This window comes from Brucella sp. NBRC 14130, assembly GCF_040371715.1.
GTDB classification, from domain to species: domain Bacteria; phylum Pseudomonadota; class Alphaproteobacteria; order Rhizobiales; family Rhizobiaceae; genus Brucella; species Brucella intermedia.
This window is the reverse complement of record NZ_BAABTE010000006.1, coordinates 378,808-401,882: the sequence shown is the minus strand read 5'-3', so window position 1 is coordinate 401,882 and position 23,075 is coordinate 378,808. Positions and strand designations below refer to the sequence as shown.

The window sequence follows — 23,075 nt, the reverse complement described above, 5'->3', positions numbered from 1 at the left end:
TCTCCTATTGGCCGGAAGAGGCCGGAGCCCCGCCGGTTTCATCTGCGGACGCCTTGGGTTTCAAGCTGTCGGCAACAAGTCGCTGCACAAGCGCATCGGCATCACGCCGCGCCCGCATCTGATCGGCAAATTCCTGCGAAGTCGCCTTGGCATCGGCAGGCAACTGTTCCCACTCGGTGAGCGCGCGCTCCAGATCCCCAGCCTGAAGGGCAGCCTCCATGCGGGCAGTGATCGGGCCGACGCCGGTGCCGCTGACATTGCCAGCAACAGGGCGCACGCTGACCAATCCTCTGGCGCTGGCGACAAGCTGGTCCCAAATCCCGGCGTCTGGAGGCAGCTTGTTCTCTGTTGCTACAATCCGGTTTGCGACGGCACCGAACCACGCATTCAGGTCTGCAACAGTCGGGACGCCCTTGTCGGCGTGGGCACGCAACTGTTCGATGGAGGCTTCATCCAGTGCAATCGACGCATAAGTGTCGAGTTCCGCCTTGAACGAACCGCCGCGATCGATCGCCATTTTCAACGCGTTGGCTGCTATCAGCACCGTCGCATCGGGTTGCCGGGAAGCCTGAGTGACCTTTTCCTGCAAGGAGGTCAGTTTCGATTCGAGCGATGAAATCGTGCCGGTATTTCCCGTAACTCCGGCTGTCGCCTCATCGGCCCTGTTTTGCGCTGCTGAAAGCTTGGTTTCCAGCGCATCGAGCCGCTCGGTCAAAGCAGACGTATCGGCTGCGGCTTGCTGGCCAGTTTCCTTCGGCAAGGCCGCTATCTGCTGCTGGAGATCGGCGAAGGAACCTGCAACCGCTTCCGCCTTGATTTCGGCTGCCTGCACGTTCTTTTCCAGAGCTGCAAGCTGCGCGCGGCTTGCATCGTCAAGTGGCGCCGGTGCCGGATTGCTCCGCAGATCGGCGATCTGCTGTTCCATATGCGCCAGCTGTTCCGCCGTCACTTTCGCCCCCGGAGAGGGGATAACATTGCCCCATTGCAGGGCCAGCAGACCGCCAAGCCCGATCACGCCGCCTGCAATACCGGCAAGGAGGTGTGAGGTCCCCGCGCCGTTCTTTTGTGCAGGCTGCTGGGGTTCTGGTTTCACACCCGACGTAAAGGGCGGTTTCGCATATGCCACACTCTCAGGCTTTTCCGTCTTCACGGTCTTTTCGGCGGTTGACGATTCCGCCTTGGGTGGGACGGGCTTTGCAGCTTCCGGCTTCGGGCTCTCGGATTTCGAAAAATTTCCCACCGGCTCCGCGTCTGGCGTTGCCTTCGCTGGTTCGTCAACCCGCTTCACATCCGAGGGATCGAGATTGATCGTCACGGGATTACGGGCCGATTTGGAATGTCGCGGAGTGCCGGGTTTCGCCATGGATCCTCTCGAAAGTGCCGATTGGTTGACTCAAACTCTAGCAGATAAAATCGCCAGATGAAGGAAGGTTGCGCCAAAATGAGTCAAAGTTTGGCAAACAGCCGGAAAAGTCCCTCTTCATCGGGATGGTCCGCAACAAGCGCCTTTGCCCGCCAGACTGGCGGCAATCGGCCGGCTACACGGGCGGAAATGCATAGAAATCGTGTTTTCTCGTCAAAAGGCGGTTCGATTTCGCGCATCGCAGGCCCGAGGCTCGTCGCTGCAACACCGGAATAGAGCATGACTGCGGCAAAAGGCGTGTCGCCCAGCGCATTTCGAAGTGCCGCGCTCGTATAAGCGATCGCCTCGGTGTCGTAGACATCGACGGCATGCATATCAAGTTTCGCAGCCTTCATTTCGTCTTCAAAAACCGGCTGGCGCACCCTTCCGGCGAGATAAAGGATACGGGCTTGTTCGGGAAGTTCGCGCTGCATGGTCGCCGCAAGCCGAACCGCATCGCCGCCGCCGTCGATAACGTGGCCGAAACCGGCCTTCCGTGCGGCCTGTGCCGTTCCCTGTCCCACAGCAAAGAGCGGCAAGCCAAGAAACGGATTCAGCCGTTCCATATCCAGATGGCGAAAGGCATTGGCGCTCGTCACTGTCAAAGCCGCAAATGAGCCTTCGGGGAAAGCGAAGGAAAGCGCAATGGTCCGGCTCAGCGGAAGCAGAACCGGTTCATAGCCCCCAGACACCAGTCTTGCGGCGGTCTCAGAGCCAGCTGGCTGTGGCCGCGTCACCAGAACACGGCCCAGCGAAATGGCGTGCGCCCGCCCCGTCAAGTCTACTCCCAGCCTTCAAAGAATTGCGGACCCGCCTTGGCGCGTATCCGCTCCGCGGCTTCCCTACCCAGTGCGGCGGCATTCGATACCGGACCCTCAGCCCTTATCTCATGCGCCTCAGACCCGTCCGGCTTCAGGATCATGCCGTGGAATGAAACCCTATCGCCGTCCACGGTTGCAAGACCCGCTATCGGCGTGCGGCAGGACCCGTCAAGGGCAGCCAGAAACGCCCGTTCACAGGCAAGGGCTATGCCTGTTTCGCGATGTGCGAGAGGCGCCAGCAGCGCATCGATGCGTGTATCCCCGATACGGGTCTCGATTCCGATGGCACCCTGTCCCGGTGCGGGCGGAAAGCTTTCCGGATCGACCAGATCGGTAATGACGCCACCAAGGCCCAGACGCCGTAACCCAGCGCAGGCAAGAAACGTCCCGTCGACTTCGCCGGTTTCCAGCTTGCGCAAACGGGTATCGACATTGCCGCGAAAGATCACCACTTGTATGTCGGGCCGAAGGCGACGGATCAGGGCCTGACGACGCAATGATGACGATCCAACCGTCGCACCTTGCGGCAGGTCAAGAAGCCGAGAGGCCGTGCGGCCGATAAAAGCATCGCGCGGATCTTCGCGCTCGAGGAAAACGGAAAGATGAAGACCATCCGGCAGGACCGTCGGCATATCCTTGGTCGAATGGACGGCGAGATCGATTCGCCCGTCCGTCAGCGCCTGCTCGATTTCTTCGGTGAAAAGCCCCTTGCCGCCGATTTCGGAAAGCGCGCGATCCTGAATGCGGTCGCCCGCCGTCGACATGGGAACGATTTCTATGGCTTCTTCCGGAAGACCATGTGCCTCCATCAGGCGGCGACGCGTCTCGTAAGCCTGGGCGAGAGCAAGCTTGCTGCCCCGCGTGCCTATCTTCAACGTGCCATTCTTCAAGGATGCTGTTTGCATATTGCGTCGTCCATGGTACCGGATTTTTCAATGAATTATGAGACAGGCAGGGTCTAACCGCAAATGCGCATTCTTGGAATAGAAACAAGTTGCGACGAAACAGCCGCCGCGATCGTTGAACGCGACGACCGGGGCGAAGGACGGATTCTGTCCAACGTGGTTTTGAGCCAGATCGCCGAGCACGAGCCCTATGGCGGCGTGGTGCCGGAGATTGCTGCACGTGCCCATGTCGAAGCGCTGGATCGGCTGGTTTCCCGGGCGCTGGACGATGCCGGCATGAAGCTTGCCGATGTCGATGTAGTGGCAGCCACGGCGGGACCGGGACTGATCGGCGGGCTGATCGTCGGACTGATGACTGCCAAGGCGCTGGCCATGGCGGCGCAGAAGCCGTTTTATGCCGTCAACCATCTGGAAGGCCACGCCCTGACGGCGCGTCTCACCGATGGTCTGCCTTTCCCCTATCTGCTGCTGCTCGTTTCCGGCGGTCACACGCAGATGGTTCTGGTACGCGGCATTGGCGATTATGAACGCCTTGGCACCACGATTGATGACGCACTCGGCGAAGCTTTCGACAAGACGGCAAAGCTTCTGGGCCTACCCTATCCCGGCGGCCCGGCAGTTGAACGCATGGCGCTTCAGGGCGATCCGAAGCGATTCGCACTGCCACGACCGTTGAAAGGCGAAGCACGGCTCGATTTTTCCTTCTCCGGCCTCAAGACTGCCGTGCGTCAGACGGCGACCGAGCTGGTGCCGTTGTCGGATCAGGACGTGGCCGATATTTGCGCCTCTTTTCAGGCTGCGGTTGCCGACACGCTGTCCGACCGGGTGGGCCGATCGCTGGAACGTTTCAGAAATGAATTTCCCGATTGTGAAACACCGGCGCTCGTGGTCGCTGGCGGGGTTGCAGCCAACAAGACGTTGCGAGCCGCGCTGGAAAGCCTTTGTGCCCGGCATGGTTTCAGCTTCGTCGCGCCGCCGCTCGATCTGTGCACCGACAATGCCGCGATGATCGCCTGGGCTGGTGCCGAGCGGGCAGCAACCGAAGCGCCCGATAGGCTTGATCTCGCGCCGCGCTCACGCTGGCCGCTTGATGAGAAATCAGCTCCGCTGATCGGCACCGGACGACGCGGAGCTAAGGCATGAGCGATCTGGGCATGAGCGGAAAAACCAGCAAGATCGCCATTCTGGGCGGCGGCGCCTGGGGCACGGCCCTTGCGGCCATGGCAAGCAGCAGCGGCCACGACACATGGCTTTATGCCCGCGACGAAGAGACGGTCGGGGTTATCAACCGGACCCAGCGCAATCCGCGCTATCTGGGCGAAATCGCGCTTCCTGTCGCTATTCAAGCAAGCACGGATGTTACCGCGGTCGTAGATAGTGCGGATGCCGTTCTGGCGGTCATTCCAGCCCAGGCCATGCGCACCGGGCTTTCACAGTTGAGCAGCCTCATTCCGCAAACCGCGCCCGTCGTGCTTTGCGCCAAGGGGATAGAACGCGCCACCGGGCGGCTGATGTCGGAAGTGGTGGCCGAGGTTCTGCCGAACCACCGGATTGCCGCACTCTCCGGTCCAAGCTTTGCGACGGATGTTGCCCGAGGGCTTCCAACCGCCGTGACGGTTGCCTGCGAGGATGCGGCAACCGCCGATCAGCTTGCAGCGCTTCTATCCGGCCCGGCTTTCCGTTGCTATTCGACGACCGACCTTAAAGGCGTCGAAATTGGCGGTGCCTTGAAAAATGTCCTTGCCATTGCCGCCGGTGCCGCCGTCGGGCGCGGGTTTGGCGCAAGCGCGCAGGCCGCACTCGTCACGCGGGGTTTCGCGGAACTGCGCCGCATCGGGCAGGCCATGGGGGCTAAGCCTGAAACGATCATGGGCCTTTCCGGCCTTGGCGATCTGATGCTGACCTGTTCCTCGTCGCAGTCGCGCAACTATTCCTACGGACTGGCACTTGGCCGCGGAGAAGACCTCACCAATCGCCCGCTCGCCGAAGGCGTGGCCACCGCGCCGATTGCCGCCGAATTATGCCGCAAACACGCCATCTCCGCCCCCATCATCGATGCGACGGGCGCACTGCTGGACGGGACCATCACCATTGACGAAGCCGTGACGGCTCTGCTCAACCGACCACTCAAGACCGAGGACTAAACAACTAGAGCATTTCCTGTTTTGATTGAATCACTGGAAATACTCTATCTATTTGTTTTAACGCATGTCTTTGACCCGAAACCGGTTCCCACTTTCGGGGAGACATGCTCTAGGGCGCATCCCGAAAAGTGTGAAACGGTTTTCGGACAAGACCATGCTCGAACGGAAAGGATGATTGACAATGCTTTTTGCTCTTCTGTGCAACGACAAACCGGACCATCTGCAAGTGCGCCTCGATACGCGCCCGGCGCATCTCGATTATCTCAAGGCTCTTGGTGACGGGCTGAAGTTCGCAGGCCCCTTCCTTGGGGAAGACGGCAAGCCGAACGGCAGTCTGGTCGTTGTGGAAGCTGCCGACAGGGACGCAGCGGAAAAGATCGCCGCCAATGATCCCTATGCATTGGCAGGCCTGTTCGAGAACGTGACCGTGCGCCCGTGGAACTGGGCGATCAACAATCCGGCCAACGCTTGAGGCTTATGACTGATGGCTTACTGGCTGTTCAAATCCGAACCCTTCAAATGGTCATGGGAAATGCAGAAAGCCCGTGGCGAAAAAGGCGAGCAATGGGATGGTGTGCGCAATTATCTGGCGCGCAACAACATGCGCGCCATGAAACTGGGCGACAAGGGCTTCTTCTATCATTCCAATGAAGGGCTGGAAGTCGTCGGCATCGTTGAGGTCTGTGCGCTGGCGCATCACGACAGCACAACGGACGATCCGCGCTGGGAATGCGTGGATATCAGGGCTGTCCGCGACATGCCGAAGCCGGTAACGCTGAAAGATGTGAAGGCCAATCCAAAGCTTGAGAAAATGGCGCTAGTCACCTCAATGCGCCTTTCGGTGCAACCGGTGACGGAAGACGAATGGATTGAAGTCTGCCGCATGGGCGGACTGGACCGAGAGGATGCTCTGGCATGAGCGTCTCATCTTCCAACCGGAACCCGCTTTGGAAAAGCATGTTCTGATGCTCGATCCGGCACATAGAACCGCGCGCGATTTCATTCTGGCCAATACCAGTCTGCAACCGCCGCCGCATGTGCCGGAAATTCGCCTGCATCTCGCCGACGAAGCCCATGACCTCTGGCACAAGACGGAGGAAGAGCTTGCCACAATCGGCCTGCCGCCGCCCTTCTGGGCTTTCGCATGGGCGGGCGGTCAGGGTGTGGCGCGCTATATCCTCGATCATCCCGAAACAGTCAAAGGCAAGACCATCCTCGATTTCGCGTCGGGTTCCGGCCTTGTCGCCATCGCTGCCATGCAGGCGGGCGCTGCAAGCGTGCTGGCATCCGATATCGATCCCTTCGCGCTTCCCGCCATTGAGATCAATGCATCGGCCAATGGCGTGACGGTTTCCCCCACTCTGAATGACCTCATCGGGCAGGATGGCGGCTGGGATGTGGTTCTGGCAGGCGATGTCTTTTATGAAAAGCCGCTCGCCGAGCGGCTTATTCCCTGGTTTTCGAAGCTTAGCCAACGCGGTGCCCGCATCATCGTGGGTGATCCGGGCCGCGCCTATCTGCCCAAGGAAAAGCTGCAACAGCTTGCCGTCTATACCGTGCCTGTCACCCGCGCCCTTGAAGATGCGGAGGTCAAGCGCACGACCGTCTGGAGCTTTTGTTAAGCAAAACGCTTCGCACCCGCCACGCAGACCACCACCACAGCAGCCGTCGCCACCATCCCCATGCTGACGGGTTCACCAGCAATACCGGCGGCCAGCATAAGCCCAAAGAAGGGCTGGAGAAGCTGCAACTGGCCGACACTGGCGGCTCCGCCCTGCGCGAGACCGCGATACCAGAAGAAAAAGCCGATCAGCATCGAGAACAGCGAGACATAGCCGAGGCTTATCCAGGCTGGCGTGCCGATGCCGACCCATGTCTCCGGACGCGTCATGACGCTCAGCGGCAGCATGACCGGCAGCGAGAACACCAGCGCCCAGCAGATCACCTGCCAGCCGCCGAGCCTGCGCGAAAGCTGCGCGCCTTCCGCATAGCCCAGCCCGCAGACGATAACGGCACCGAGCATCAGCACGTCACCCAGAAGGGTAGACTGGCTCCCCTGCCCATAGGCATAGGACGCGACGATGAGGCTCCCGACCACGGAAAACAGCCAGAACATCGGACGCGGACGCTCCCCTCCGCGCAGGACAGCGAAGATTGCGGTAGCGAGCGGCAGCAATCCGATAAAGACAATCGCATGGGCGGAGGTCATGTGCTGGAGTGCCAACCCCGTGAGAAGCGGAAAGCCGACAACCACGCCGAGCGCCACCACGACCAGCGAAATCACGTCGTTGCGGCGGGGAAAAGGTTCCCGAAAGGCCAGCAGAAGCGCCAGTCCCAGCGCACCGGCAATGGATGCTCGCGCCATTGTCAGGAAGGTAGGATCAATATCGATAACGGCCAATCGCGTTGCCGGCAGCGACCCGGAGAAAATCAATACACCCAGAAATCCGTTGATCCATCCCGCAGTTTTACTCCCAACATTTTTACGCATTGTGTCTTTTCGGCTTTCTCTAAAATCGTATAAGGATTCGCGAGACAATGCCGTGAAACTGCCGGATTAATCAGGGACAGTTTCCGGACAATTCTGACAAACTGTACTGGTACAAGGAATAGTACAGATGATTTCGACGGGCCTGCTGCGCAGCCTCGAAGCTGTAGAAGCCGCTTATGCGAGCGGCGAAATCGAGCGCGGCAAGGAAGACGCCGCCGTCGACAAAATCCCGCTCGTCGAAAGGGTGATGGGCATTATTCGCGGACGCATTACCGCGATGAGCCTCGCACCCGGCGCCCGGCTGCCTTCCATCCGTCGCCTCGCCGAAACCATGAACGTGTCGAAATCCACCGTCGTCGAAGCTTATGACCGGCTGGTGGCGGAAGGGATCCTCCAGTCGCGGCGCGGTGCCGGATTCTATGTTTCGGAGCGCGCGCGCCAGCCGTTTTCCCTCGCCGCCCATACACCGCACAAGGAACGCCAGATCGATCCGTTCTGGGTCATGCGCCAATCGCTGGAGGCAAACGAAGCTACCCTGAAGCCGGGATGTGGCTGGCTGCCCGATGCGTGGCTTCCGCAGGATGCGATCCGGCGCGCGATGCGCATGGTCGCCCGGGATGAAACTAGCAATCTCGCGACCTACGGCGAACCGCTGGGCTTCCGGCCCATGCGCCAGCATCTGGCACATCGGCTTGGCGAACAGGGGATCGACGTTTCGAGTGGAGAAATATTGCTGGCCGATTCCGGCACGCAGGCGCTCGATCTCATCTGCCGCTACCTTCTGCAGCCGGGAGATACGGTTCTGGTCGATGATCCCTGTTATTTCAACTTCCAGGCCGCGCTTCTGACGCACCGCGTCAAGATCGTCGGCGTCCCCTATACCCCTACCGGTCCCGACCTCGAAGCCTTTGCGAGCGCTGCGAACGAACATGCGCCAAAACTCTATATATCCAATGCAGGGCTGCATAATCCAACCGGCGGCTCAATGACACCGGCCACGGCGCACCGGCTGCTGAAGCTCGCCGAAGCGCACGGCATCACGCTGGTTGAAGACAATATCTTCGGCGACTTTCATCCTTCGCCTGCGCCGCTGCTCGCCGAGCTCGACGGGTTCGATCGCGTCCTGCATATCGGCAGCTTCTCCAAGACACTGTCGGCTGCCGCCCGCGTCGGCTATATCGCCGGGCGTCGCGACTGGATCGACGGTCTCACCGACCTGAAGCTCGCGACAAGCTTCGGCGGCAATGCACTGTCACCGCAGATCGTGCATGCACTCCTGACCGACGGCACCTATCGCCGCCATGTCGACAGCCTGCGCGCCAAGCTGGCCGACGCCATGACGCTGACGGCCAGCCGCCTGAAAGCCGAGGGCCTCACGCTCTGGACCGAACCACAGGGCGGCATGTTCCTTTGGGCAAAATTGCCGCATGGGCTGGACTCCGGGCAGGTTGCCCGGCATGCTCTGGAAAAAGGTGTGCTTCTGGCACCCGGCGACGTCTTCAGTCCGTCGCGCACGGCAGGCGCCTTCCTGCGCTTCAACGTCGCGCAGTCGCTGGAACCATACGTCTTTGCGGTGCTTCGCGACGCAATGCGGGACGCCCGCAGCAAAGCCGACAGCTGAAAGCCCCCTCGGCATTAGCGCTCTCGCATCGAAAACAATTTCAACCAAAAGAAGCACAGTCATCCGAACGGCTCCGGTTATACTCCTGCGACATGTCTTTGGAGGAGACATCGCGCATTGCATCGTCGGTATGGCGTCGAATGACATGATGCCATGACGATCCAGCGCAGGGAGAACGGAGAGAGCAGGCTGGCGATGCGTTCGCGCCTGCTGGGAGGGAGTATCATTGAATACGCACCAGTCCGGGGCGGATACGCTTTCGCGTCCCGAAGATGAAAAACTATCTGTCACGGCCAATCTGGCTTACGGTTTCCAGCATGTGCTGACCATGTATGGAGGCATCGTGGCGGTTCCGCTGATCATCGGACAGGCGGCAGGCCTCAGCCCGGCCGAGATCGGTCTGCTGATCACTGCGTCGCTTTTTGCCGGCGGCGTTGCAACCGTCCTGCAAACCATCGGCATCCCCTTCTTCGGCTGCCAGTTGCCTCTGGTTCAGGGGGTCTCCTTTTCGGGCGTCGCCACGATGGTCGCCATCGTGACTTCGAGCCAAACCGGCGAGGCAGGCTTGCAGGTCGTGCTGGGTGCCGTCATCGCGGCAGCGGTGATCGGCCTTATCATCACGCCGATATTCTCGCGGATAACGCGTTTCTTTCCGCCGCTCGTCACCGGCATCGTCATCACCACCATCGGTCTGACGCTGATGCCGGTAGCAGCACGGTGGGCCATGGGCGGCGACAGCAACAGTCCCGAATTCGGCAGCATGGCCAATATCGGCCTTGCAGGTCTTACGCTGGTGGTCGTTCTCATTCTCAGCAAGATGGGCAATGCCACGATTTCCCGGCTTTCGATCCTGCTCGCCATGGTCATCGGAACCTTTATCGCCTGGGCGCTCGGCATGACGGATTTTTCCAGGGTGGGCGAAGGCTCGATGATGGCGCTGCCTGAAATCTTTCATTTCGGCATGCCGGTGTTCAGCCTTGCGGCAACGCTCTCGATGTTTATCGTGATCATGGTCACGCTCGTCGAGACTTCTGCGGACATTCTGGCCGTCGGTGAAATCATCGGCACGAAAGTGGATTCACGGCGTCTGGCCAACGGCCTGCGTGCGGATATGCTGTCCAGCATCCTGTCACCGGTTGTAGGCTCGTTTACCCAAAGTGCTTTTGCGCAGAATGTCGGCCTTGTCGCGGTGACGGGTGTGAAAAGCCGCTATGTCGTGGCAACCGGCGGGTTGATTCTCATCACACTCGGTCTCTTGCCGGTAATGGGCCGGGTGATTGCCTGCGTTCCTCCGGCTGTTCTGGGCGGAGCGGGCATCGTCCTGTTTGGCACGGTGGCTGCAAGCGGCATCCGCACGCTTGCCAAGGTGGACTACGAGAACAATATCAATCTCATCATAGTGGCAACCTCCATCGGGTTCGGCATGATCCCGATTGCCGCGCCGCAGTTCTATCACCACTTCCCGACCTGGTTTGAAACCATTTTCCATTCCGGCATCAGTTCGGCGGCGTTGATGGCTATTGCGCTTAACCTGATGTTCAATGAGATCAAGCTCGGTAACAGCAACCAGATGTCGGTCTTTGCGGAAGGTACGGAACGCATCATCCGCCATCACAACATCGCAGAACTGCATGACGGAGATTATTTCCTGAACGGCAAGCTTTACGATGCCAACGGCAACGAGGTCAAAGTCGCCGCCATACACTAAAAAGCTATCTCAGGACGCGGATCACGGTCCGGTCCGTCAGGTGAGGCAGGAGGCGCGCCATGTCGGCGCGCCTCAATGCTATGCAGCCCTCGGTGGGTGTATAGCCGGGGCGCGCCAGATGGAAGAAGATCGCGCTGCCGCATCCACGGCGGCGTGGCGCGATATTCCAATCCATGACAATGCAGACATCGTAGAGATCGTCTCGTCGCCACATATCCTCATGACTAGCGGCATAAGGCAGCCTGACAGGCCGGTTGTAATTGGCATCCGACGGCGCATCGCACCAGCCGTCGAGACGGCGAACGCGACCAAGCGGCAGCCGTGAGGAGGGCAGCAAACCCTTGTCGCCGCGACGATATCCATAGAGCAGCCGCATCGTCGCCAGAGGCGTCGCGCCATCACCTTCACGCTTGAAAGCGCTGATTCCCCCCTTGCCAAGAGCACATTCCAGCACCAGATTGCCCGCAACAAGCAAGCCGCGAGTCTTGTGGCCCGGTTTGGCCCGCACATCAATGACGCCAATTCCCCGGCTGATTTCGTATCTGGCCAAGCCCCCGCCTCCGTGACATGCATGTTTTAAAACCGTTGGCGGCGAGAGCAAAAACCTCTTTCGCGTTTCGCCGCTTCAACTTGTCTGCATTAAATGTCATAAAACACCAAGAGCCATTTAAATCAAAGAGTAACGAGGACAGGCATGACAGGCCGTACGATACTGATTGTGGACGATGACGAAGATCTCCGTTCCATCCTCGTCGAACAGCTGGAGCTGTGCGAAGAATTCCAGATTCTGCAGGAAGACAATGCCACCAAGGGCATTCAGACTGCGCGAAACGGCATTGTAGACCTCCTGATCATGGATGTCGGCCTGCCGGATATGGACGGACGTGAAGCTGTAAAGCTGCTGCGCAAGGGCGGCTTCAAGGCGCCGATCATCATGCTCACCGGTCACGATACGGAATCGGATACGATTCTCGGCCTCGAATCGGGTGCCAACGATTACGTCACCAAGCCATTCAAATTCGCGGTGCTTCTGGCCCGCGTGCGTGCGCAGCTGCGCCAGCACGAACAGAGCGAGGATGCCACCTTCATCGTCGGCCCCTATACGTTCAAGCCCGGCCAGAAGCTGCTCATCGACGAGAAGGGCAGCAAGATTCGCCTTACCGAAAAGGAAGCGGCGATCATCAAGTACCTCTATCGCGCCGGAGACAAGGTTATCGGCCGCGATGTCCTGCTGGAAGAAGTGTGGGGCTACAATTCGGGCGTCACCACGCACACGCTGGAAACCCATGTCTATCGTCTGCGCCAGAAAATAGAAAAAGACCCGTCCAATGCGGCGCTTCTTGTCACAGAAAGCGGGGGATACAAGCTTGTCCCATGATGGACAGCGCCCGATGCAGGTGTATTGACGATCCATGGCGCTTGATGACGATATTCGCATTCTCGGCACGGTGGGCCTGTTCGAGTCTTTCACGGCCGAACAGCTGCGGTTGCTTGCCTTCGGTGCCGAACGCCTTGTTCTCAGAGCCGGTCGCGAGCTTTTCCGTGAAGGGCAAAGCGCCGACTGCGCCTATATCGTCGTATCGGGCAGCATTACCCTGTTTCACGAACAAAACGAGGGGCGGGTTGCCATCCGCCCCGTCGGCCCCGGCGCCATGATCGGAGAAATGGCCCTCATCGCCCAGACCTCGCGTCTAACCGGTGCTGTCGCCGAAGCCGAAACCGAAGTCATCCGCATCAGCCGCGCAATCTTTCGGCGTATTCTGGAAGAATATCCGGAAGCGGCAGCCGCGCTTCATTCCCACATCAGCCGCAACCTGCTGGAATTGATCGGCGAAATCGAAAAGGTCGCGCCGCGGCTCAACGACGATTGACCTTTTTCACAGCTCAATCACCCTTTTCGCGCCGATGGCGTCCAGGAAAGCCTGATCGTGACTCACGACGATGAGCGCCCCTTCATATGCATCGAGCGCAGTTTCAAGCGCTTCTATGGAATCGAGGTCGAGATGATTGGTCGGCTCATCAAGAATCAGGAGCTCGGGAAGCTCGGTTCCGCCCAGGACGCAGGCAAGTGCAGCGCGTAACAGCTCGCCGCCGCTGAGCCCCCCGGCAAATCGCGAGGCTCCCTCGCCGCGGAAGGAAAACCGCGCCAGCGCGGCGCGCGCTTCATTGTCGTTCGATCCGGGATTGAGACGACGATAATTTTCATAAAGGGTCTGACCGCGATCCATGAGACTCATCTGCTGGTCGAACATCGCCGTTCGCGCGGGACGGATGACAGTTCCTGACACCGGCTGAAGCTCTCCCGTCATCAGCCGCAGCAGACTGGTCTTGCCCGCGCCGTTCGGTCCCGAAACGACCACCCGCTCGGCGCCCACGATCTTCAACGACAGATTACGGATGACCGGGTGGTCGGCCCGGGAACCACCAGAGACATTCTGCATATCCAGCAACACACGACCGGAAGGTGGAACCGCGCCCGCCACATCGAAATGCATCGGCTTCACGCGCTCGACTTTTGCCTCGGCCTCCCGCAGCTGCTCGCTGGCACGGCTGGACTGACGCTCCGCCAGCGCCACACCCCGGCCCTTCGACTGTTGCGCACGGTCTTCCCGTGCATCGAGCAAAAGCTTGCTCATGCCCGCGTCAGCGCGCGACTTGTGACCGCGCGCGTCGCTGCGCGCCTGTCTTTCGGCTGCGGCCTGAGCCTTGCGTTCGACCTGCCTGACCTCGCGCCGCGCTGTAGCTAGATCGCGTGCCGCCGTCTCACGCTCCTCTGCCCTCTTCCCCTGATAGAAATCCCAGTTGCCGCCGTAAAGCCGAAGCCCGTCGGGGGACAATTCCGCGATCTTATCCAAAGACTGCAACAGCTCGCGATCGTGGCTGACCACGACGGCCACACCCCGCCAGGCGGTCAGCAAGTCGGCCACAGCCAGGCGACCGGCGCGATCGAGATTATTGGTCGGCTCATCCAGGAGAATGAGATCGGGCTTATGAAAGATGAGGGCGGCGAGCGCCGCCCGCGTTTGCTGGCCTCCGCTCAAGGCTGAAAGTGGAGTGTCGGGAGCCATATCGGGCAGGCCAAGTCCTTGCAGCGCGTCCGTAAAGCGCTGCGGCAAGAGCCAGTCGGCCTCGTCCAGATCGCTTTCGCTGGCCACGCCCTGTTCGACGCGTGCCAGAATATCGAAACCGGTCCGTGCCTCGAAAAGATCCGCCAGCGTCTCGGTATCACCACCGCCGATGTTCTGCCGCAGCATGCCGATGCTTCCGGTTGCGGTCACACTTCCATTTGTCGGAAGCAGCATCCCGCTCATGATGCGCAATAGCGTTGATTTACCGACGCCATTGCGTCCCACCAGACCGATGCGGCCTGCGGTTACACTGAAATTGACGGATTCGAAAAGAGTACGGCCATCAGCCGTGACGAAGGAAACATCCTGAAGTGTCAGAAGAGAGGACATAGCGAGCCATGGATTGGTTGAACACACTGGTCATTTGAAACAGTGCTGCATAATCCATTGCTCTTGGCTCCTTGTCTGAACTCGCCTCTATATAGAGGCTGCTGACCCGTTAATCCAGATTAAATGTCGCGATAACCGGAACGTGGTCGGACGGACGATCCCAACCGCGCGCGTCGCGGAGAATTTGCAGGCCCTGAATGTGCTGCTCCAGGTCCACCGAACCCCAGACGTGATCCAGCCTGCGGCCACGATCCGATTCGGCCCAGTCCTTGGCGCGATAGCTCCACCAGGTGAAGATTTTCTGGTCCGCCGGAATAAGCTGCCGCATCAGGTCGCTCCAGCCGCCTTTCACACGCAGGTCTTCCAGCGTCTCGGTTTCGATCGGCGTATGGCTGACGATCTTGAGCAATTGCTTGTGCGACCAGACATCGTTTTCGAGCGGGGCGATATTGAGATCGCCAACGAGAACCGATGAATGCCCGTCCTGCCGGTCGGCGACAATGGCGCGCATTTCCTCAAGAAAAGCCAGCTTGTGCGCGAACTTCGGATTGATCTGCGGGTCCGGCTCGTCGCCCCCCGCCGGAACATAGAAATTGTGGATGCGGAGCTTTTTGCCGCCTGCCTCCACCACAGCGCTCAGGTGCCGGCAATCGCCCATGTCGCAAAAGCCGATCTTTTCCACGCCCGTCAACGGACGTTTGGATACCGTCGCCACGCCATGATAACCCTTCTGGCCGCTTATCGCGATATGTTCATAGCCGAGCGCGCGAAACCCCTTCGACGGAAACTGATTGTCGGGACATTTCGTTTCCTGAAGACACAGAACATCGGGCTGATAATCGCGCAGAAACTGTTCGACCAGCGGCATGCGCAGACGAACGGAATTGATGTTCCAGGTAGCAACGGAAAAGGCCATGAAGATAGGACTCGCAGCAACGAAAGAGATGCCGCGAACCTAATCATTTATCCGGCAAATGCAAACGGATTGCCTGTCACAAACTGACGATTACTGACCTTTGCGCTTCATCGCGATGCGCTGATAATCGATCTTGAACATATCGTCGGTGAAACGCACGCCGCTGCGCACATTGAAGATCATGACTGTCGTATCGAGCTTCTGAGCATCGGTAATGGTCCACTGCTTCAGCTCATAGGATTTGGGATCGAACATCATGGTGATTTTCGAATCGCCGAAGATCGACTTGTCGCCCAGCACGAGCGTGGTCATGTCCGGCTCCTGCTTCACATTCTGAAGACGTCCCCCACCGAGGTCGATGCGGTCTGCCAGAAGCAGTTTCAGCGGCGTCTTGGAAAGCGGATAGAGGTCCCAGGTGTCCAGCTTGCGATTGTTGATGACGACCGATTCGCCATCCGAAATCACGCGGATCGGGGAGTTGTTATAGTTGAAGCGAATCTTGCCCGGGCGCTCGATATAGAAAGTGCCGCCAGTCTGCTCACCCTTCGGGCCGAACTGCACGAACTCGCCGGTCATGGTGCGCACCGATGAGAAATGGTCGGCAATCTGCTGTGCGGCCGCACCGCCGCCAGCGCCCTGCGCCATCGCGGCGACCGGCGCCAGAACCAGCGATGTCATGCCAAGGCCAAGCGCTCCCATTCCCAGCACGGCTGCAACACGACCAGCTTTCGCGAAGGCGGAGAAACGGGAGAACATCATCGACAAACTTTCTCTTTTCATCATTCTGTTTAACTACGCCGCCAGTTGGGCGCGAGTATGGCCATCAGAAATCATCGTCGCCCGTGGGAACCAAAATTTCACGCTTTCCCGCATGGTTGGCCGGGCCGACGATACCCTCATCTTCCATGCGTTCGATGATTGAAGCCGCACGGTTATAGCCGATGCCAAGACGGCGCTGGATATAGGAAGTCGAAGCCTTCTTGTCACGCAGCACCACGGCCACCGCCTGATCGTAAGGATCGTCAGAATCCTCCAGATTGCCGGTTCCAGCCGGGCCGCCGCCGCCTTCGTCGTCATCTTCATCCTCGGTGATCGCGTCGAGATATTCCGGCACGCCCTGAAGCTTTAGATGCTGCACGATGCGTTCCACCTCGTCGTCGCCGACGAAAGGCCCGTGCACGCGCTGGATGCGTCCCCCGCCAGCCATGAACAGCATATCGCCCTGGCCGAGAAGCTGTTCGGCGCCCTGCTCGCCCAGAATGGTGCGGCTGTCGATCTTAGACGTCACCTGGAAGGAAATGCGGGTCGGGAAGTTCGCCTTGATCGTGCCGGTGATGACATCGACCGAAGGTCGCTGGGTGGCCATGATGACATGGATGCCTGCCGCACGCGCCATCTGCGCCAGACGCTGCACGGCACCTTCGATATCCTTGCCCGCGACCATCATGAGGTCTGCCATTTCGTCGATGATCACAACGATATAGGGCATCGGCGCCAGATCGAGCTCTTCCGTCTCGTAGATCGCCTCGCCTGTATTGCGGTCGAAGCCGGTCTGCACGGTGCGCGCGATCGGCTCACCCTTTTTCTGCGCAAGGCCGACACGCTGATTGAAACCGTCGATATTGCGCACGCCGACCTTGGACATCTTGCGATATCGGTCTTCCATTTCGCGCACGGTCCATTTGAGCGCGACGACCGCCTTCTTCGGATCGGTCACGACCGGCGTCAGCAAGTGCGGGATGCCGTCATAGACGGAAAGCTCAAGCATCTTCGGATCGATCATGATCAGGCGGCACTCCTGCGGCGTCATGCGATAGAGCAGCGACAGGATCATGGTGTTGATCGCCACCGACTTGCCCGAGCCGGTCGTACCGGCCACGAGAACGTGCGGCATCTTGGCAATGTCGGCAATGACCGGCTCGCCATTGATGGTCTTGCCGAGCGCGAGCGCAAGCTTCGCCTTCGACTGTTCGAAGTCGCGGCTCGCCAGCATTTCGCGCAAGTACACCATTTCACGCTTCGGGTTCGGCAGTTCGATGCCGATGGCATTGCGGCCCGGAATGACGGCAACGCGCGCTGCAATCGCGCTCATCGAGCGTGCGATATCGTCGGCAAGGCCGATGACGCGCGAGGACTTGATGCCGGGCGCAGGCTCAAGTTCGTAGAGCGTGACGACCGGGCCGGGCTTCACATTGATGATCTCGCCGCGCACGCCGAAATCTTCCAGCACGCCTTCCAACAGGCGGGCGTTCTGTTCCAGCGCGTCCTTGGAAAGCGCGGGATCACGCTGCACGAGCTTCGGTTCGGCCAGGAAATGCAGCGACGGCATTTCGAAAACGCCATTGTCCTTGAGGAAGGACGGCTGCGCTTCGCGCTGAGCGCGCGCGCCGGGCTTCGGCGAAGGAGCGGCCTGTTCGACGCGGGCCTTGCGGGCGCGGGGCGGCGGTGCATCGTGCCATTCCTGACCGGCCAGCGGCGCGCCATCGTCCATGTCGTCCATATCGAAAGGCGGCTCGTCTTCAATCGGGGCAGGTGCCCCGAAACCGGGCTCGCGGCGCGGCGCATTGCGCGTTTCGGCATTGCGGCGCACCACGCGCATATCCTCGAAATCTTCGTCGCGCGGACGGCGACGGCCAAGTCCCGTCAGGCGTTTGAAGTTCGCGGTCGTGGTCAGCGCCAGATGGGTGAGAGCCCCCATAAGCTGGAAACCGCCACCCGTTGATGCTTCATCGTCCTCGTCTGCCGCAAAATCATCTTCTTCCGCACCACGACGCGCTGACGGCTGGGCAGGATTGACGATTCCTGCGCCCCGCCCGACGATGCCGCTGGCAAAAAGGCAGAGCCAGAAAGCCGGTACTGCAAGGATGAGCGCAATGCCCGATGCAATGGCGCCTTGCGGGAAACTGCCGAGGAACAGCCCTGGGAATTTCAGGATCATGTCTCCGAAGACGCCACCGAGGCCGATCGGCATTGGCCAACTTGCCGGCACTGCGAAGCAACTCGCGATGGCGGCGAACAACAATGCTGCGCCGAGCCATGCGAAGCTGCGCTTGGCCACGCGCCCGATGCCGCCGCGCGTCATCAGCAGCAGCGACCAGACAGCAAGCGGAAGCAGGGCAGGAACGCTCGCCAGCCCGAAAAACTGCATGGCAATGTCGGAGAATACGGCGCCCGGATACCCAAGCGCATTCGTTACCGGATTATCGGTCGCATGGCTGAAACTCGGGTCAGCCACATTCCATGTCGCCAGCGCGCCAACAGCCATGCCGGTGAGCGCCAGAAGCCCCAGACCGAACAGGATATAGAACTGCCTGCGGAAGAGATTGGCCAGTTTCAGCCTGTCTTCCGTAATCCGCTCGTCACGCAGCGGGTATGAGGGCGAATATCCTTGCCGCATATAGCCTGTCCCGAACCGAATATCTTTGCTGGCCCGTGAGCGGAAATGCTTCGGGCACTTTGAATCGGTCCGATCCTAATCGCCGGATGGTTAATTCCTCATTAACCATGCAGAGGCCGCGAACAAATCCGGTGGATGAAATGAAAAAGGCGCGGTTTCCCGCGCCTTTTTCCGCTTGAGACAATCCCGTTCTATTGAACGGATTCGCCGTGCAACGCGATGTCGAGGCCTTCGATCTCGGCCTGCTTGCTGGGCCGCAGGCCCATGATGGCCTTGACCACATAGAGAATGATGGCGGTGGCAATCGCAGTGTAGACGATGGTGATGGCCGCGCCGAAGAACTGCTTGCTGATGGTAGCCCCTTCGCCCGCCGGGTTGATCGCTGCATCGGCAAAGAGACCGGTCAGCACTGCACCGACGAAGCCGCCGACACCATGGACGCCGAATGCATCGAGCGAATCGTCATAGCCGAGCGCGTGCTTGATCTTGACGGCTGCCACATAGCAGACCGCGCCGGCGACGACGCCGATGATAAGCGCGCCCATCGGATTGACGAAGCCGGCGGCAGGCGTGACAGCCACAAGGCCCGCAACGGCGCCTGAAATGATGCCAAGCACGCTTGGCCTGCCCGCGACCGCCCATTCGACGAACATCCACGCCAGAGCAGCGCCTGCGGTCGCAACCTGCGTGTTGAGCATGGCGACCCCGGCAAGTGCGTTGGCCCCGACAGCAGAGCCTGCATTGAAACCGAACCAGCCTACCCACAGAAGGGCAGCGCCGATGACCGACAGGACGAGATTGTGCGGCGCCATGTTGGTATGGCCGTAACCATCGCGCTTGCCGATGATGAGCGCCGCAACCAGACCGGCGACGCCGGCATTGATATGGACAACCGTGCCGCCGGCAAAATCAAGCACGCCATCCGACGCCATGAAGCCGCCGCCCCAGACCCAGTGTGCGACGGGGATATAGACGATGAACAGCCACAGGGTCAGGAAGACCAGCATGGAGGAGAACTTCATGCGCTCGGCAAACGAACCGGCGATGAGTGCGGGTGTGATCACGGCGAAAGTCATCTGGAAGGTGATGAACACATATTCCGGAATGGTTCCCGTCAGCGATTGCATCGTGACGCCCGAGAAGAACGCCTTGGAAAGACCGCCGATATAGGAATTGAGCGAGCCGCCATCGGTGAAGGCCAGCGAATAGCCTGCGATCATCCACAGAATGGACATGAGACAGGTGATGGCAAAGCTCTGCATCACCGTGGAGAGCACGTTCTTCTTGCGCACCATGCCGCCATAGAACAGCGCCAGACCCGGTATGGTCATCATCAACACCAGCGCGGTTGAAGTCAGCATCCAAGCCGTATCGCCCGTATCGAGGGTTGGTGTCGGTGCGGCGTCCTGCGCCATTGCCGTCCCGGCCATGGCGACGAGCGCAGGCAAGGTAGCCAGAAGGGCCGTTAGCTTGTTTCTTCCTGTTATGAGCATCGAATATCTCCGTCGAAGGGCGGCTTCAAACGCGGCTGCGCTGGAAAGACCGGTTCAAACAGAGAGAAACAAAATTCATGCCAGTTGGCCGAGGCTGGCAAATTAACTTCAATTTTGTGGCATCGGCCCACCTTCTGGCGAAATTCCGGGCCGAGGACAGGCGCAGTTTCGAACCGAATGAACGCCTTAAACGATCCATTCAATTCGTTTTTTACGCATTGGCATCTCGCAAACGATCAGCGAAATGCCTTATATTTAGCCAGACGCCTACCCTGTGATTAAAAAATAATCACTCGTTTTTATCGTGAACGCGGATCAAGCCTTCCTGCGCCACGGATGCGATCAGCACACCATCGCGGGTATATAGCGCGCCACGGTTGAAACCCCGTGCGCCGGAGGCGCTCGGCGTGTCCTGAGTATAGAGCAGCCAGTCATCGAGCCTGCACGGGCGATGGAACCACATGGCGTGATCGAGGCTCGCAACCTGCAGATCGCGATCGAATATGGTGCGGCCATGCGGATGAAGCGAGGTGTCGAGCAGCGTCATATCGGAGAGGTAGGCGAGAATGGCTGCCTGCAGCGCCCGGTCGTCCGGCACGATGCCGCGCGCCCTGACCCAGACATGCTGGACGGGTCCAAGCTTCTCGCGGGAGAAATAGTGGGTGAGTGAGACAGGCTTGATCTCGATGGGCCGTTCCCGCTCCCAGTATTTGCGGACATTGGGTGGCGCCATGTGGAGATATTGTTCCTTGATGTCGCGATCCCCGACGAGCTGTTCAGGCATCGGCAGTCCTTCCGGCATCGGCATCTGATGATCAAGCCCGCCTTCGTCGATCTGGAACGAAGCGGACAGCGAGAAAATAGCCTTGCCATGCTGCTTGGCCAGAACGCGCCGGGTGGTGAAGCTGGAACCATCGCGGATACGGTCCACCTCATAGACGATAGGAATGGCCGGGTCGCCGGGGCGCACGAAATAGGCATGGAGCGAATGTACATGGCGCTCGGGCTCGACAGTGCGTTGCGCGGCAATCAGCGCCTGCCCGATGACCTGTCCGCCGAACACCCGCTGCCAGCCCACTTGCGGGCTGTTGCCCCGGAAAAGATCCACCTCGAGGTTTTCCAGATCGAGGATGGAAAGAAGCTCACGCATTGCCGCCGTCTGCTCGACCCCGGACTTTTCTTTCTCAGACATGGACAGCCTGCCTTCCGCAACCATATATGCTTTACAAAGTTGGAGAGGCATGTTTGAGCCTGCGCATCCATGCCTGTCAAGAAGCGGGCAGCCCAAGGGAAATGCAATCCCGTGCCAATGGTTGGGCCGGGACGGGCGGCGCGGCAAAATATCGGGTTTCATGCGCGGCGATATGTGCCAAAACACTGCGCGAAAGACGGATTCTGGAAAGGAACGACAATGGCTGGCCAGAAAAAAGTGGACGCGCCGCGCAATAACGATGTGGTGATTGCAGGCGGCGGCTATGTCGGGCTTGTCACGGCGGTTGCGATCAAATCGGCGGCGCCGCACCTCGTCCTCACCGTGATCGACGGCGCACCGGCTGGTGCCTGGAAGAACGACCCGCGCGCTTCCTCCATCGCCGCCGCTGCCTCACGCATGCTGGACCAGCTCGGCTGCTGGCAGGAAATCCTTCCCGAGGCACAGCCCATAACGGAAATGGTCATCACCGATTCGCGCACTTCCGATCCCGTGCGCCCGGTGTTTCTGACTTTTGAGGGCGAAGTCGAGCCCGGCGAACCCTTTGCCCATATGGTGGAAAACCGCGTTCTCAACACCGCCCTTCACAACAAGGCTGAAACGCTCGGCATCACCTTCCTCGAAGCCACCAGCGTGGATAATTTCAATACGCTCCCGGAAGGAGTGACCGTCACGCTTTCAAATGGAGACACGCTTGAAACGCGCCTGCTGATCGCCGCAGATGGCGCGCGCTCCCGCCTGCGCGACCTGGCAGGCATCAAGACGGTGAACTGGGATTACGGCCAGTCCGGGATCGTCTGCAATGTCGCGCATGAGCTGCCGCATGGCGGTCGGGCCGATGAGCATTTTCTCCCGGCCGGACCTTTTGCGATCCTTCCGTTGAAGGGAAATCGCAGCTCGCTCGTCTGGACCGAGCGTACCTCGGATGCCGAGCGTCTCATTCGCGAAGACGACTTCGTATTCGAAGCCGAACTGGAACAGCGCTTCGGTCATCGTCTGGGCGCCCTGCATGTCGAAGGTCCGCGCCGCGCCTTCCCGCTCGGCCTGACGCTGGCGCGTGAATTCGTGAAGCCGCGCTTCGTGCTCGTGGGCGATGCAGCCCACCGCATCCACCCCATCGCCGGTCAGGGGCTCAATCTCGGTTTCCGCGATGCTGCCGCAATTGCGGAGGTCGTGGTCGAAACCGACAGGCTCGGCCTCGACATCGGTTCATTTGCCGCTCTGGAACGTTACCAGTCCTGGCGTCGCTTCGACACTGTCCAGATGGGCGTGACGACAGATATCCTGACCCGGCTTTTTTCCAACGACCATCCGGCAGTCCGCTCGATCCGCGATATCGGCCTGGGTCTCGTCGACCGGGTTCCGGTCCTGAAATCCTTCTTCATCAAGCAGGCAGCCGGTCTTTCCGGCGATACGCCGCGCCTGTTGAAAGGCCAGTCCATCTGAGCGCTGGACCCGTTCCCCAGGTGCCCTATATCGGAAGCGGAATTCCAACCGAGAGGAGAGCTT

21 protein-coding genes are annotated in these 23,075 nt (G+C 59.9%); 10 read left to right on the top strand and 11 right to left on the bottom strand.

Translation table 11 applies throughout. The features are described from left to right. Positions 1-4 precede the first annotated feature (4 nt). The 3 genes from ABWW28_RS15515 to hemC all read right to left on the bottom strand — a co-directional run bounded on the left by ABWW28_RS15515 (position 5) and on the right by hemC (position 3,128). Entirely contained in the window at positions 5-1,363 is a 1,359-nt protein-coding gene (locus tag ABWW28_RS15515; protein WP_021587455.1) for a COG4223 family protein, read from the bottom strand. Between the two features lie 83 nt (positions 1,364-1,446). Beyond that, positions 1,447-2,154 carry a uroporphyrinogen-III synthase gene (locus tag ABWW28_RS15510; RefSeq protein WP_031347095.1) on the bottom strand — a complete coding sequence of 236 codons (708 nt, stop codon included), beginning with the start codon at positions 2,152-2,154 and terminating at the stop codon, positions 1,447-1,449. 29 nt (positions 2,155-2,183) lie between these two features. Continuing rightward, positions 2,184-3,128, bottom strand: coding sequence for a hydroxymethylbilane synthase (hemC, locus tag ABWW28_RS15505; RefSeq protein ID WP_112671760.1), 945 nt, complete (start codon positions 3,126-3,128; stop codon positions 2,184-2,186). Positions 3,129-3,191: 63 nt separating this feature from the next. Here hemC and tsaD point away from each other — a divergent pair, with 63 nt between their 5' ends. From tsaD to ABWW28_RS15480, 5 genes are all read left to right on the top strand, one after another. Then, a complete protein-coding gene (gene tsaD, locus ABWW28_RS15500; protein WP_021587458.1) occupies positions 3,192-4,271 on the top strand; it encodes a tRNA (adenosine(37)-N6)-threonylcarbamoyltransferase complex transferase subunit TsaD in 1,080 nt (359 codons plus the stop codon). An 11-nt stretch (positions 4,272-4,282) separates the two neighbouring features. Beyond that, positions 4,283-5,272: an NAD(P)H-dependent glycerol-3-phosphate dehydrogenase gene (locus ABWW28_RS15495; protein WP_031347097.1), complete on the top strand. Its 990-nt coding sequence runs from the start codon at positions 4,283-4,285 to the stop codon at positions 5,270-5,272. Between the two features lie 181 nt (positions 5,273-5,453). Further along, positions 5,454-5,744: a YciI-like protein gene (locus ABWW28_RS15490; RefSeq protein WP_021587460.1), complete on the top strand. Its 291-nt coding sequence runs from the start codon at positions 5,454-5,456 to the stop codon at positions 5,742-5,744. 12 nt (positions 5,745-5,756) lie between these two features. Beyond that, positions 5,757-6,191 (top strand): EVE domain-containing protein, encoded by a 435-nt coding sequence (locus ABWW28_RS15485; protein ID WP_021587461.1) that lies wholly within the window; start codon positions 5,757-5,759, stop codon positions 6,189-6,191. Between the two features lie 46 nt (positions 6,192-6,237). Next, the gene (locus ABWW28_RS15480) at positions 6,238-6,894 is read left to right on the top strand and encodes a class I SAM-dependent methyltransferase (RefSeq protein ID WP_031347099.1); all 657 of its coding nucleotides are present in this window, start codon (positions 6,238-6,240) and stop codon (positions 6,892-6,894) included. On the opposite strand, the gene ABWW28_RS15475 is transcribed toward ABWW28_RS15480, so the two are convergent. After that, positions 6,891-7,763 carry a DMT family transporter gene (locus ABWW28_RS15475; protein WP_021587463.1) on the bottom strand — a complete coding sequence of 291 codons (873 nt, stop codon included), beginning with the start codon at positions 7,761-7,763 and terminating at the stop codon, positions 6,891-6,893. The genes ABWW28_RS15480 and ABWW28_RS15475 overlap by 4 nt on opposite strands. Positions 7,764-7,890: 127 nt before the next feature. On the opposite strand from ABWW28_RS15475, the gene ABWW28_RS15470 reads away from it, so the two are divergent. Together ABWW28_RS15470 and ABWW28_RS15465 are read left to right on the top strand one after the other, a co-directional pair. Next, entirely contained in the window at positions 7,891-9,384 is a 1,494-nt protein-coding gene (locus ABWW28_RS15470; protein ID WP_021587464.1) for an aminotransferase-like domain-containing protein, read from the top strand. 226 nt (positions 9,385-9,610) lie between these two features. Further along, the gene (locus ABWW28_RS15465; protein WP_021587465.1) at positions 9,611-11,092 is read left to right on the top strand and encodes a nucleobase:cation symporter-2 family protein; all 1,482 of its coding nucleotides are present in this window, start codon (positions 9,611-9,613) and stop codon (positions 11,090-11,092) included. A gap of 4 nt (positions 11,093-11,096) precedes the next feature. Here ABWW28_RS15465 and ABWW28_RS15460 read toward each other — a convergent pair whose 3' ends face one another. Then, a complete protein-coding gene (locus ABWW28_RS15460; protein WP_021587466.1) occupies positions 11,097-11,642 on the bottom strand; it encodes a L,D-transpeptidase family protein in 546 nt (181 codons plus the stop codon). Positions 11,643-11,786: 144 nt separating this feature from the next. On the opposite strand from ABWW28_RS15460, the gene optR reads away from it, so the two are divergent. Both optR and ABWW28_RS15450 read left to right on the top strand, forming a co-directional pair. Continuing rightward, on the top strand, positions 11,787-12,470 hold the full coding sequence (gene optR, locus ABWW28_RS15455; protein WP_006467959.1) for a response regulator OptR: 684 nt from the start codon (positions 11,787-11,789) through the stop codon (positions 12,468-12,470). 34 nt (positions 12,471-12,504) lie between these two features. After that, positions 12,505-12,963, top strand: a complete 459-nt coding sequence (locus ABWW28_RS15450; protein WP_006467960.1) for a cyclic nucleotide-binding domain-containing protein — start codon at positions 12,505-12,507, stop codon at positions 12,961-12,963. Positions 12,964-12,969: 6 nt separating this feature from the next. Here ABWW28_RS15450 and ABWW28_RS15445 read toward each other — a convergent pair whose 3' ends face one another. The 6 genes from ABWW28_RS15445 to tesB form a co-directional block, all read right to left on the bottom strand. Further along, a complete protein-coding gene (locus tag ABWW28_RS15445) occupies positions 12,970-14,550 on the bottom strand; it encodes an ABC-F family ATP-binding cassette domain-containing protein (protein WP_021587468.1) in 1,581 nt (526 codons plus the stop codon). A gap of 109 nt (positions 14,551-14,659) precedes the next feature. Continuing rightward, a complete protein-coding gene (gene xth / locus ABWW28_RS15440; RefSeq protein WP_176588054.1) occupies positions 14,660-15,466 on the bottom strand; it encodes an exodeoxyribonuclease III in 807 nt (268 codons plus the stop codon). A gap of 90 nt (positions 15,467-15,556) precedes the next feature. Then, positions 15,557-16,225: an outer membrane lipoprotein carrier protein LolA gene (locus tag ABWW28_RS15435; RefSeq protein ID WP_021587470.1), complete on the bottom strand. Its 669-nt coding sequence runs from the start codon at positions 16,223-16,225 to the stop codon at positions 15,557-15,559. Positions 16,226-16,289: 64 nt separating this feature from the next. Further along, positions 16,290-18,863: a DNA translocase FtsK gene (locus ABWW28_RS15430; protein ID WP_021587471.1), complete on the bottom strand. Its 2,574-nt coding sequence runs from the start codon at positions 18,861-18,863 to the stop codon at positions 16,290-16,292. A gap of 191 nt (positions 18,864-19,054) precedes the next feature. Further along, the gene (locus ABWW28_RS15425; protein ID WP_021587472.1) at positions 19,055-20,356 is read right to left on the bottom strand and encodes an ammonium transporter; all 1,302 of its coding nucleotides are present in this window, start codon (positions 20,354-20,356) and stop codon (positions 19,055-19,057) included. A 289-nt stretch (positions 20,357-20,645) separates the two neighbouring features. Beyond that, complete coding sequence (tesB, locus tag ABWW28_RS15420; RefSeq protein WP_021587473.1) at positions 20,646-21,548, bottom strand: acyl-CoA thioesterase II; 903 nt, start codon at positions 21,546-21,548, stop codon at positions 20,646-20,648. 219 nt (positions 21,549-21,767) lie between these two features. On the opposite strand from tesB, the gene ABWW28_RS15415 reads away from it, so the two are divergent. Continuing rightward, positions 21,768-23,012 carry a ubiquinone biosynthesis hydroxylase gene (locus tag ABWW28_RS15415; protein WP_006470951.1) on the top strand — a complete coding sequence of 415 codons (1,245 nt, stop codon included), beginning with the start codon at positions 21,768-21,770 and terminating at the stop codon, positions 23,010-23,012. Positions 23,013-23,075 lie beyond the last annotated feature (63 nt).